Genomic DNA, 11,583 nt, shown 5'->3' on the forward strand with positions numbered 1-11,583 from the left:
CGTCCCGGAGCGGTCTCGGTGCGTCGCCTCGGATCGCCGCCTTCGATCGGAGCCGTCTGCGGACACGCGTTCGTGCCCCTCTACCACGGCATGTCGCCAGCGAAGCGATATAAACCGTCGACCAATTCCCGGCCCGATCGCGGCGGAGCGCTCGGACGCGGTCCGGCGGGCCGACCGGATTTACGGGGTGGGGGCTCGTAGGTCGGGGCGACCGATGGAGTACGACGCGCTCCGCTCCCGCCTGACGGGAGGGCTCGACTACCGCGACGTGATCGCCCTCCCGGACGGGAGCGTCGACCGATACTACGGCGTCGCCGACGCGACCGGCGAGCGAATCCGAACGCTCCCCGCGTTTGTCGACCGCCTCTCCGGCGGGGTGCGGTCGCTGAAACTGGTCTCCGAGGCGGTTCGGCCGGGAGGGCAGGCGGTGAACGCGGCCCGGCAGGCGTCGGTTCTCGGCCCCGACGTGACGCTGTACGGCCACCTCGACGACCCCCATCTCGGGCCGTTCCCCTTTCGGACGATCTCGATGGGCGCGCCCGCGACGGTCCAGGTGCTCTCCTTCGACGAGGAGGAGATGATGCTCGCCGTCGAGTCCGAGGATATCCGAGAGTGGCGCATCGAGGACCTCTTCGCGGCGGTGCCCACGGAGCCGGACGCGTGGCTCTCCGACGAGGTGGTCGTCCTCCAGAACTGGGTCGGCGTCGACGGGATGACGGACGCCATCGGAACGCTCGCCGACCTCGACCTCGGTGCGGCGACGGTCGTCTTCGACCCGGGTGACGTGACCGCCTCCAGCGCCGAGCCGCTCAGGGCGCTCTGCCGGGCGCTGAGTGCTCTCGCCGCCGAGACCGAGGTCGTCCTGACGGCGAACGACCGGGAGATCGGTCGCCTCGCAGCGGTTCTCGGCGTCGAGGCGACCGGGACGGAGAGAGAGCCGGCCCTCCGCGACCGTTTGGGTATCGACGCCGTCGTCCTCCACGACGAGCGCCGCGCCGCGGCCGCGACCGACGAGCTGACCGTGGTCCGGAACTTCGAGGCCGAGCGCGTCCGTCGGCGGACGGGCGCTGGCGACCGATTCGACGGCGCGCTCGCAACGGGGATCGCGGCGGGCCTCCCGTGGGGGGAGTGCCTCGCGCTCGGCAACGCGTGCGCGACCTACTTCGTCGAGCAGGGGGAGACGGCGACGCGCGATGACGTCCGCGAGCTGCTCGACCGTCGGGGCGACCGGTGAGCCGACTCGCCCGCGCGGATCACGCTTCGTCGCCGTGGACGACGGTCACCGGAACCGGCGCCCGGCGGAGCACCGTCTCGGCGACCCTTCCGAGGGCGATCCGCGAGAGGCCCGTCCGACCGTGGCTCCCCATGACGATCTGATCGGCGTCTCGCTCCGCGGCGGCGTCGACGACGGCCCGAGCCGGCGGTCCGATCTTCGATCCGACCTCCGCGCTGACGTCGGCGTCCCTGACGCGCCGTTCGGCGGCTCCGAGGATCGCTTCGCTCTGCGTCTGAGCGGCCGCGATGCGCTGCGACCAGAACTCCTCGGTGACGGCCTCCGGGCTGCTGTCGAGGGCCGTCTCCAAGGGGTTGATCACGTGGAAGAGCACGTGGTGGGCGTCCGGGAACGTCTCGAAGGCGAACGACACCGCTGCGTCGGCGGGATCGGAGCCGTCGATCGGCACGAGGACGGTTTCGGACACGGGCCGGTGTGTGACCGACGGAGGCTTCACTCGTCGCCCTAATAGCCGCCGTCGGGCGCGCTGAGACGCGCGACGGTCAGGGTCGTGTTAGGCTCGCTAATTATGTGGGTCGGACGGGAACTCGGAGACGATCGAGGCATGTTCAAAGACGAGACATCCGGGGGGACCACCGATCGACACATGTTCGAGGACAAGACGTCCGCGGGAAAGCGCCTCGCCGAACGGTTCGTCGATCACGATCTCCGGCCCGATACCGTGTTCGCCGTCCCGACGGGGGGCGTGGCCGTGGCCGAACCGATCGCCGACCGGTTCAACGCCGATCTAGGGCTCCTCGTGGCCGAGCCGGTCCGACCGCCGTCGGAGGACATCCCGCTCGGCGCCGTGACCGACACCGGGTCGACCTGGATCGACGGCCGGCTGGTCGAGGCGTTCGACATCGACAAGGAGAAGCTGGAGGTCGAAAAGCAGCGGGCGTTCCGTGAGGCGCGGAACAAACACGAGACGTTCGACAAGATCGGCAGCGACCCGACGCCCGAGGGGGTCGTCGCCATCGTCGACGACGGGATCGTCACCGGCACGACGATGAAGGCCTGTACGACGGCGATGGCCGAGGTCGCCGACACCTACACCATCGCGGCCGCCCCGGTGGGCGCCCCCGACTCCGTGGCCGAGCTCCACGCCATCGCCGATGACGTCTTGGTGGAAGAGGACCCGCCGTCGTTCAAGCTCCTCGAACAGTTCTACGAGAGCTTCGACCCGGCGGTCGTCCCCCAGTGGTCGGAGTAGGCGGCGGTTCCCACCGCCGGCGCGACGCCCCCCGGCGATCGCTCGCCGACCCCCCACTCCTCGTCGACAGCGTCGAGACGGACTCCAGTTCTGTGTCAAGAACTCCCACGTTGATCGACCGGGTGTTCGTCGGGTGACGTTCTGGCACGTGGTCGGGGCCGTCGTCGGGCTCGCGTGCCTGATCTACGGCGGCGAACGGGCGGTGGAGGCCGCGGTCACCGTGGCGATGGCGTTCGGCCTGCCGACGCTCCTCGTCGGCGGGACGCTCGTCGCCGTCGGGAGTTCGATCCCGGAGATAACGACGGCCGTGTACGCCGGGCTGTACGGCGCCGGCGACTTCGTCGTCAGCCACATCATCGGCTCGATCACGTCACAGATAACCCTCGGCGTCGGCATCGTCGCGCTGCTCTCGCCGCTCCGACTGGAGCGGGGTGAGGTTCGGTTCTACGGGACCGGAATGATCCTCGCGATGGCGCTGATGCTCGCGGCCATCAGCTCGGGGGCGGTCTCCCGCGTCCAGGGCGGGGGGCTCGTCGCGGCCTACCTCTGCTTTCTGGGGGTCCGGCTTCGGGGGGAGAGCCACGCCGCGCTGGTCGAGCGTCACGCGGACGGCGACCGCTCGCTTCCGCAGGCGGCGGGCTGGATCGTCGTCGGCTTCGCCCTCGTCGCCGTCGGCGGGCACCTCCTCGTCGTCCACAGCAAGGCGCTCGCCGTCGCGCTCGGGGTTCCGGAGTACCTCTTGGGGCTCGTCACGGGCCTCGGAACGACCGCGCCCGAGATCGCCATCGCCGCACTCGCCATCGACCGCGGCGAGGCCGACATCGCCGTCGGGACGCTGTTCGGCAGCAACGTGACCGATCCGCTGTTCTCGCTGGGCGCGGGCGCCCTCGTCGGCGGGATCGCGGTCGACCGCGTCGGCCCGACGGTCGCGTCCGCCGGCTACACGATCGCCGTGTCGGTCGTCGTCGTCGGGCTCTTCTACCTGAACGGCGGGATCGACAGGCGGGCGGCAGTGGGCTGTATCGCGATGTACGTCCCGACGTTCCTGCTGTGAGCGGGACGGCCGCGATCACTCCTCGCGCTGCGGCCGCTCGTCCTCGGAGAACTTCCCGGTCTCGGCGAAGAACGTCTCGATCAGCTCTTTCTGTGCGCCTCGGAGGTGCTCGTGGAGTGTCGGCGGCGCCACGTCGAGAGAGTTCGCGATCTCCTTGGCCGTCGACTCCCGCGGCCAGTCGAAGTACCCCGCCGAGTAGACGGCCTCGAGAACGGAGTACTGGCGGTCAGTGAGACGGTTCTCCAGCGACTGACGGAAGTCCTCGACCGACTGGACGTCGCGTTCGGTCTCGCGCTTCGCGACGAGGTCGACGTCGTCGAACCGCGTCTCGATCGCTTCGACGACCGTCCGCACGTCGACCTCGGGCGCGACCGTCGCCGTGAGGTGGCCGTGGCCCGCTTCGGCGTACATCGACTCGACGGAGGCGCCGGCCTCGATCAGCGAGAGGACGATCGTCGAGTCCGCGATCCGGAGCTCACAGAGGTTCTCGTCGCCCGAGTCCCCGATGCCGCGGACGATCTGGACCGCGGGGAACTCCGTGGCGGCGTCGAGGAAGGATTCCGTCGACGCGCCGGTGACTTCGAGGTAGGAGATGAGCTCGCCGTCAGCGGCCGGGACGAACCCCTTCAGGTCGATGCGGGAGTCGGTCTCTCGGGAGAGCGCGACGAAGACGTCGTCGGGGTCTTGGATGTCAAACTCCAGTTCGACGACGGTGTCCGAGAGGATCAGCTTCTTCGTCTCGACCGAGTGGATCGCGTGTGCGATGCTGTCTCCGAGCTCCGACAACACCGAGACCTCTCGGTCGTCGAAGAGGTCCTCTCGGTCGGTGTACACGTTCAGAACGCCGTAGACGGTGTCTTGGTAGCAGATCGGAACGATCGCGCCGGCGGAGATCTGCTGGTCGTCGGCCGAGAGCCCGAGCGGTTCGAGCAGCTGCGCCCTGTCGTCGGCGGTGAGGTCGTCGACCACCTGCACCTCGCCGGTGTCGACGGCGGCGGAGATCGGCCCGTCGCCGCCGTCGGACACGGTTTCGCCGTCGATATCGGGGTCGTCGACGCCGGCGAGATACCCGGGTGTCGTCTGCTGGAAACTGACGGTGTAGTCGCCGATCCACGCCAGTTCGTAGGGGTCGGACTCGACGAGCCGCTCGCAGACGGTCCGTTCGATCTCCTCGCGCTCGGAGGCGACGACGAGCTCCTTGTCGATTTCGCGGATGATGGAGGTGAGCCGTTGGAGCCGCTCGAGCCGGGACTTCAGCTCGCTGACCCGCTCCGACTCCGTGGCGCGTTCGGCCTCCGTCTGGAGTTCGGCCGCGGCCTCGGAGTCGCGGAGGTTCTCTTCGTCCCGCGACGCCAGCGCCTCCGCCTTGGACTCCATCGCGAAGAGGTCCCGAGCGTCCGGCTCGAACCCCCGCCGGAGCAGGAGTTCGTCGACGGTGTCTTGAAGCTTCTTCTGCGTGATCGGTTTGACGAGATACTCGTCGAACTCCAGGTCGATAATGTCGGTGTCGGGCTCGACGGCGGTGAGCATCGCCACCGGGCAGTCGATACCCTGCTCCCTGATATCCTCCAGGATCTTGTCGCCCGGGATGCCTGGCATCCGGCGGTCGAGCAGGACGAGGTCGAGGTCGTCGTCGATGCGCTTTCGCGCCTGGACCCCGCTGTATCTGATCTCGACGTCGTACTCGTCGGGCAGCCACATCGCGTAGGTGTCCGCGAGGTCCTTGTCGTCGTCGACGATCAGTATCGTCGGCGCCTCGGCGGAATCATTCGCCGACGCCGCGGCGATGGATTCACTCATACCGACCCCCGCCCGCGCGTCGCCGCACGTAATACAGTAGAGCTCTGAGAAGTACGTCGTCGCTGACTCGGGTGTCTATTCGTGAGTTCGATCATTCTTTTAGAGAGAGTGGAATATTATCATATAAAACCTTTAGCCTAATTGGCGCCGAAGTCGGCGGCGAGAAGCGGCCGCGCGCCGTTAACAGAGTAGGCCCCCATTCGATAACGTCGCCGCCGAGACATTCCCCCGCCGATGACCGACGATCCATACCATCCCGAACCGCCGTTCGTGTACGAGTGCGCCGACTGCGAGAGCCGCTTCGAGGCCGACGACATCTCGGGGTTGGAGCCGACGGACGAGCTGGTCGAGTGCCCCGACTGCGGCGGCGATCTGTGGAACCTCACGACCCCCTCGCGGGAGTGATCCGCGGTCGGGGTCGGCTCCGAGAGGAAGCGTGAGCCGCCGTCGCGACCGGGCCACTCGCTACGGGAATCGCATCGATCGGGCTCTCACTCGGCCAGCGGCGCGGCCAAGACCGGGACCTCGCTCTCCCGAACCGTCCGCTCCGTCACGCTGCCGAGGAAGAGCCGCTTGACGCCCTCCCTCCCGTGGGTCCCCATCGCGATGAGGTCGGCGTCGCGGTCGTCGGCGTAGTCGCGGATGGCCGTCTGCGGAGTCCCCTCGACCACCGCCGACTCGCACGGGACCCCGCGCGCTTCGGCCCGCTCGCAGACCGCCTCGACGTGGTGTTCGCGCTGCGCTTCCAGCGAACTGACGAGATCGGAAATGGCGACGCCGCCCTCGCTGACCGCGGCCAGCGACTGCACGTCGACGACGGCGAGGGCGTGGACGGTCGCGTCGTACGCGTCCGCGACCGCGCAGGCGTGCTCCGCCGCGCGCTCCGAGCCGGGCGAGCCGTCGGTCGGAACCACGATGTCGTCGATATCGGCGCCGGCCGCCTCGACACCGGGGATGGTCAGCACCGGGATCTCGAGGGTCCGGAGGGTGCGCTCGGTGACGCTCCCGAGCAGCAGTCTGTCGATCCCCGTCCGACCGTGGGTCCCCATCGCGACGAGGTCGGCGCCGACCCGGTCGGCGTGGGCCGCGATCTCCGTGTGGGCCACCCCCGACTCGATCGCGGTCTCACAGGGGACGTCCGCCTTCGACGCAGTGGCCGCCGCGCGGTCGAGCGCCTGCAGCCACTGACTGCTGAGGTCGTCGCGACCGGGAGCGTCCGGCAGCGACTCGGTGGGCGAGCTGTCCGAGGGCTCCACCACCGCGAGCAGTGAGACGTCGGCGTCGAAGGTGTCTGCCAACTGTACAGCCGTCTCAGCGGCGGCCTGCGCCGGAGCGCTGCCGTCGACCGGAACGACGATCGTATCGTACATCTCCTCAGTCGGCACGCTCGCCGGGCGCGCTCAAAAAGGGCTCACCTATCCTCCTTCAGCCGACCGCGTTAGCGCGACTCGGCTCGGTCGAACCGCAGGCGGAAGACGGCGCCCTCGGGGTCGTTGTCGTCGACTTCGATGTCGCCGCCGTAAGAGGAGATGATCTCCTTGACGAGGTGGAGGCCGAAGCCGGAGCCCGGGTCCTCGAACTCCTTGGTCGTCCGGTCGAACACGGTCGACTTGCGCTCGTCGGGGATCCCCGGCCCGTCGTCGGCGACGGACACCACGACCGACTCGTCGTCGACCGTCGCGTCGACCCACACCGCCGGGTCGGTGTCGGCGTTGTGCTGCACCGCGTTGATCAGGACGTTGTCGAGGACCTCGCCGAGCAGGTCGTCGGCCACGACGTCGACCGACGGGGCCGATTCGAGGTGGTAGGTGGCCCCGGGATACGTCTGCTGGGCGCGAGCGACGCGGCGTTCGAGCACCGATCCGAGGTCGCAGGGTCTGAGCTGCTGGTCCTCGCCGCGCCCGATCACGTCGGTTACTCGCCGCACCGTCTCGACGAACTCGATCATCTCCTGGGTGCGCTGGGTCGCGGTCTCCAAGTCAGACGAGACCTCGTAGTCGACCCGGCCGTCGAGCAGATCGAGGCGCGCCTTCACCACGTTGAGGCTGTTGAGGAGGTTGTGACGCAGCAGGCGGTTGATAAACTCCAGGCGGTTTCGCTCCTGCTGGAGTTCGCGGTCGCGCTCGACCGACTCCAGCGCGTAGGCGATGATCGAGCCGAGACGCTGTAACGCCTCTTGCTCCTCGTCGTCGAATGCGTTCGCCCGGTGAGAGTAGAGGTTGAGCGTCCCGTAGAGGCTGTCGTTGACGATCGGCACCGCCGCCGACGAACGGTAGCCGAACTCCCGTGCGTGGGTCTGCCAAGGCTCGTATCGGTCCTCGGACGAGACGTCTTGGACCGTCTGTACCTCTCCGGTCAGGAACGCCTGCGCGGTCGGCCCCTCGGTCGTCGGTCCCTCATCGAGCCGGATCGTGGTGTCGTCGAGGTACCCCTCGACGCCGGCCTCGGCACTCACTCGCACCTCGTCGTCCTCCGCGGTCCCGATCCAGGCGAACTCGTAGGATCCCGAGGAAGCGAGCCGTTCGCAGACGAGCTCTTCGATGTCTGAGTGGGAAGATAACCCGAACATCGACTCCGCGAGGCTGTGCACGAGCAGGTTCAGGTCGTTGAACGCCGACAGCCGCTCGTGCTGGTCGCGGAGCATCTGCTCGCGCTCGACCCGGTTGAACGCGGCAGCGACGGCGGTCGAGACGATTTCGAGCAGCTGCCGCGTCCGCTCGTCGAACGCGCCGACTGCCGGTGAGCCGGCGACGAGGACGCCGCGGTTGCCGACCGGCGAGAGGACGGCCGACCGGAGGTCGGCATCCCGATCGAAGTCGTCGTACTCGGGCGTGTTACGGATGTCGTCGATCCGGCGGCTCTCGTCCTCGACGAACGCCGACCCGACGACGGTCTCCGACTGGAGCGTGAGTTCGGGGAGCTCGAAGTCCAGGATGTCGGCGCTGTCGGAGGCGGTTCGGGGCGCGAGGACGCCCTCCGCGGCGTCGTAGTCGAAGTACCACGCCGCGGGCGCGTCCAGGACGTTGCGGACGGCCCGCATCGCGGTCTCGGCCACCGTCTCCTCGGAGTCGGCCCGGAACAGTTCGCTTGTGACCCCGTGGAGCGACACCAGCCGCTCTTCGAACAGCTTGCGCTGCGTGATATCCCTGACGACGCCGCAGCGGCCGATACCCTCTTGGAACTCGAGGGGCTCCAACCGGGCCTCGACCGGGAGGTCGGCGCCCGCCTTCGTGTGCAGCGTCAGTTCGACTTTCGCCTCGTCGCGGCCCTCGTTGATGATCTCCTCGGCGAGCCGCTCGGCCTTCGAGGAGACGGTTTCGTCCTTGAGGACGGTCACGGGTTGACCGAGGAGGTCCGTGCGATCGTAGCCGGTCAACTCACAGAACGCGTCGTTGACCATGATGAAGCGGTTGTTTTGGTCGACCGCGTAGACGCCGTCGTTGGTCGTTTCGACGACGCGCTCGTACAGTTCGAGATCGCGCACGCGCTCCTTGCGCTCGGTGATGTCCTGGGCGGCGCCTCGGAGTTTCGTGACCTCGCCGTCCGCCGTCACCGGCACGCCCTGCACGTGGAGCCACCGGGTCTCGCCGTCGCCGACGACGAATCGCGCTTCGATACCGAAGGGCTCGGCCGATTCGATCGCCTCCGTAACGGCGTCTTCGGCGAGCGGTCGGTCGTCCTCGTGGCAGAGATCGAAGGAGTCGTCCAGCGACGGCTCCTCCTCGACGTCCACGCCGAGGAGGTCGAAGAGGTGGTTCGACCAGAACATCTCCAGCGTCTCGGCATCGATCTCCCAGCCGGCGACGTCGGCGATCCGCTCGGCCTGTTCGAGCAGTTCCCGCGTCCGGGCGAGTTCCCGCTCGCGCTCTCGCTGTTCCGTGACGTCGCGGACCACGCCGACCCGGTCACCGCTCGGCAGCAGCGAGAACGTCGCGACGGCGGAGAACGTCTCGCCGTCGGCCCGTTCGAGCGTCGCCTCCAGACTCGCCGAGGAGCGCGCCCCCTCCCGTAGCTCCGCTTCGAACGCGGCCGCGGTCTCGGCGGCCTCTTCGTCGGCGACCATCGTGACGTCGTTTCCGAGCAGCTCCGCCTCCGAGTAGCCGACCATCTCGGTGTAGGAGCGGTTGACCATCTGGAAGACGCCATCCTCGTCGACGACGTAGATGCCCTCCTGGGCCGTCTCGACGATCCCCTCGTAGCGCTCGAGTTCCCGCTCGCGCTCGACCCGGTCCGTCACGTCCCGGAAGTACACGGAGAGCCCGGTTTCCGACGGGTAGGCGCTGACCTCGAACCACGTGTCCAGCGGCGGGTAGTACTCCTCGAAGGAGACCGACTCCTGTTCGTTCATCGCGTGTTCGTACTCGCGCTGGAAGCTCGTTCCGGTGGCCTCGCTGAACTCGTCCCAGAGGACCGCGCCGACGACGGCGTCGCGATCGACTTCGAGCATCTCGGCCGCGCGGGCGTTGAGATAGGTGAACCGCCACTCTTCGTCGATCGCGAAGAACGCGTCCTCGATCCGCTCTAACACCTCTTTCGGGTCGGCGGAGACGAAAGACATTAGATATCTCGTCTATCTCGAACCGGTGATTTATTGTTTACGCCCAGGAACGCCGTTTCCGCGTTTTTACCTCGCTGACCCCGCGTGCAGTCATGCGGTTTCACCGATGTCTGCGGGCCGCTGGGGCGGAAGCGGCGGGACACCGGGGAGCGCGAGGGATTAGGTCGGGTTATTATCTGTGCCATCAGGAAAGGTTCCCGCATAATGGGCCCACCTTCGGGGGGGAGACTTCGCCGGTGGCTCGCCGGCGGGAGCATCAGCCTTCTCGGAGCGATTCTGCTCGTCATTCCGCTGTACGACGTCTGGGACGACTTCACCGCCCTGTCGTGGAGCATCGCCTTGACGCTGGTCGAGAACGCCCTGTTTTTCCTGCTCGCGGGCGGGCTCGTGACCGGCGGGATCTGGCTGATCCGGACCGATTGGGAGACGGAGCAGGTCACGACGGTCGCGCGTCGCACCCTGCTGACGGCGTTCGCCGTGACGTTCGTGCTCGCGTGGGCGATGGCGCTCCAGTGGTATATCCTCGGGCGTCTCAAACCCATCGTGTTGGCGCTCGACGGCGTTCTCGTCGGGGCGACGGCGTCGTTCGCCCTCAGCGTCTCGACCGTCCGGAACAACATCTTCCGGGAGCAGATCAGCCGCGAGCAGGAGCTGAACGAGCGGCTGGAACTGCTCTACGAGGACGCCAGCAGGCTCGCGTCGGCGACGTCACACGAGGAGGCGTACGAGGTCCTCGAAGAGGCGATCGCGAGTGCCGTCCCCGGAACTCCGTTTCGCGTCGTCGTCGACGGCGACGTGGTCATCGAGCACGACACGTCACCAGACCCGAGCGAGCGTTCCGAGCCCGCCCAGACGGTCGCGATCGGCGACCGCGGGCGGATCGACCTCTGCTCGGAGCGCCTCGAGAGCCACGAGCTCTCGACCGCAGAGCTGTTCGGCTCCTACGTCGGTGACACGATCCAGCGCATCGAGCGCGAGGAGCGCGTCCGGGAGGAGCGGAACGTGCTGGAGTTCGTCAACCGGACCCTCCGGCACGACCTGATCGGCGACATCTCGCTCGTCCAGGCGCGGCTCAGGATGCTCGACCGGAACGTCGAGTTCGAAGCCGACGTTCACGAGGAGCACCTCGCGGTCGCGATGGACCGGACGGAGGAGATGGAGGAGTTCGTCCGGACGATGCGGACGTACATGCAGTCGGTGTTGAACGAGGAGCACGACCTGACCACCGTCGCCCTCGAACCGGTCATCGACGAACAGATCGAGGCGATAGAGGAGGCGTATCCGACGGTCGAGGTCGAGAAACGAGAGATTCCGGAGGGATCCGTCCGCGCTGACGACCTGCTCGACCGGGCGCTCGCGAACCTGTTCGAGAACGCCGTCGAGCACAACGACGCCTCGCCGCCCCGCGTGGTCATCGACGGAGAGCGCGCGGGCGACGTCCTGCGGCTTCGCGTCGCCGACAACGGCCCCGGCATCTCGGCGTCCCGTCGAGAGTCCGTCTTCGCCCAGGAGGAACGCGGAGCCAACAGCGACGGAACCGGGTTCGGACTCTACCTCGTCAAAGACATCATCGAGGGGTACGGCGGAACGGTACGCGTCCGCGACAACGATCCACGCGGCGCCGTGTTCGAACTGGAGTTCCCGATCGCCGACGGGGAGTGACTCCCGAACTTCTGGGCGGTTCG

General features: G+C 68.0%; 9 protein-coding genes. 5 read left to right on the forward strand and 4 right to left on the reverse strand.

Features of this window, described 5'->3' with window-relative positions; translation table 11 throughout:
- The first annotated feature begins 214 nt into the window (after window positions 1-214).
- Window positions 215-1,234, forward strand: a complete 1,020-nt coding sequence (locus ACT4MF_RS14265; RefSeq protein WP_444683097.1) for a PfkB family carbohydrate kinase — start codon at window positions 215-217, stop codon at window positions 1,232-1,234.
- Between the two features lie 19 nt (window positions 1,235-1,253).
- On the opposite strand, the gene ACT4MF_RS14270 is transcribed toward ACT4MF_RS14265, so the two are convergent.
- Entirely contained in the window at window positions 1,254-1,700 is a 447-nt protein-coding gene (locus tag ACT4MF_RS14270) for a universal stress protein (RefSeq protein ID WP_444683098.1), read from the reverse strand.
- 138 nt (window positions 1,701-1,838) lie between these two features.
- Between ACT4MF_RS14270 and ACT4MF_RS14275 the strand changes: the two genes are divergently transcribed.
- Window positions 1,839-2,486, forward strand: a complete 648-nt coding sequence (locus ACT4MF_RS14275) for a phosphoribosyltransferase (RefSeq protein WP_444683099.1) — start codon at window positions 1,839-1,841, stop codon at window positions 2,484-2,486.
- 133 nt (window positions 2,487-2,619) lie between these two features.
- Complete coding sequence (locus ACT4MF_RS14280; RefSeq protein WP_444683100.1) at window positions 2,620-3,540, forward strand: sodium:calcium antiporter; 921 nt, start codon at window positions 2,620-2,622, stop codon at window positions 3,538-3,540.
- A gap of 15 nt (window positions 3,541-3,555) precedes the next feature.
- On the opposite strand, the gene qarA is transcribed toward ACT4MF_RS14280, so the two are convergent.
- Window positions 3,556-5,340, reverse strand: coding sequence for a QarA family quorum-sensing-associated regulator (qarA, locus tag ACT4MF_RS14285; RefSeq protein WP_444683101.1), 1,785 nt, complete (start codon window positions 5,338-5,340; stop codon window positions 3,556-3,558).
- A 234-nt stretch (window positions 5,341-5,574) separates the two neighbouring features.
- Between qarA and ACT4MF_RS14290 the strand changes: the two genes are divergently transcribed.
- Window positions 5,575-5,745: a DUF7129 domain-containing putative zinc-binding protein gene (locus ACT4MF_RS14290; RefSeq protein ID WP_180271864.1), complete on the forward strand. Its 171-nt coding sequence runs from the start codon at window positions 5,575-5,577 to the stop codon at window positions 5,743-5,745.
- A gap of 86 nt (window positions 5,746-5,831) precedes the next feature.
- Here ACT4MF_RS14290 and ACT4MF_RS14295 read toward each other — a convergent pair whose 3' ends face one another.
- Together ACT4MF_RS14295 and ACT4MF_RS14300 are read right to left on the reverse strand one after the other, a co-directional pair.
- Window positions 5,832-6,710, reverse strand: coding sequence for a universal stress protein (locus ACT4MF_RS14295; protein ID WP_444683102.1), 879 nt, complete (start codon window positions 6,708-6,710; stop codon window positions 5,832-5,834).
- Window positions 6,711-6,778: 68 nt separating this feature from the next.
- Window positions 6,779-9,898, reverse strand: coding sequence for a PAS domain S-box protein (locus tag ACT4MF_RS14300; protein WP_444683103.1), 3,120 nt, complete (start codon window positions 9,896-9,898; stop codon window positions 6,779-6,781).
- Between the two features lie 204 nt (window positions 9,899-10,102).
- Between ACT4MF_RS14300 and ACT4MF_RS14305 the strand changes: the two genes are divergently transcribed.
- Entirely contained in the window at window positions 10,103-11,560 is a 1,458-nt protein-coding gene (locus ACT4MF_RS14305; RefSeq protein ID WP_444683104.1) for a sensor histidine kinase, read from the forward strand.
- Window positions 11,561-11,583 lie beyond the last annotated feature (23 nt).

Origin of the sequence: Halorubrum sp. FL23 (genome assembly GCF_052439115.2) — an archaeon.
Classification (GTDB): Archaea; Halobacteriota; Halobacteria; order Halobacteriales; family Haloferacaceae; genus Halorubrum; species Halorubrum persicum.

What these genes read in the sequence shown, in the direction of transcription:
- ACT4MF_RS14275 (WP_444683099.1), top strand. Translation starts at nt 1,839, where the DNA reads ATGTTCAAAGACGAGACATCCGGGGGGACCACCGATCGACACATGTTC.
- ACT4MF_RS14300 (WP_444683103.1), bottom strand. Translation starts at nt 9,898, where the DNA reads ATGTCTTTCGTCTCCGCCGACCCGAAAGAGGTGTTAGAGCGGATCGAG.
- ACT4MF_RS14305 (WP_444683104.1), top strand. Translation starts at nt 10,103, where the DNA reads ATGGGCCCACCTTCGGGGGGGAGACTTCGCCGGTGGCTCGCCGGCGGG.
- qarA (WP_444683101.1), bottom strand. Translation starts at nt 5,340, where the DNA reads ATGAGTGAATCCATCGCCGCGGCGTCGGCGAATGATTCCGCCGAGGCG.
- ACT4MF_RS14295 (WP_444683102.1), bottom strand. Translation starts at nt 6,710, where the DNA reads ATGTACGATACGATCGTCGTTCCGGTCGACGGCAGCGCTCCGGCGCAG.
- ACT4MF_RS14265 (WP_444683097.1), top strand. Translation starts at nt 215, where the DNA reads ATGGAGTACGACGCGCTCCGCTCCCGCCTGACGGGAGGGCTCGACTAC.
- ACT4MF_RS14290 (WP_180271864.1), top strand. Translation starts at nt 5,575, where the DNA reads ATGACCGACGATCCATACCATCCCGAACCGCCGTTCGTGTACGAGTGC.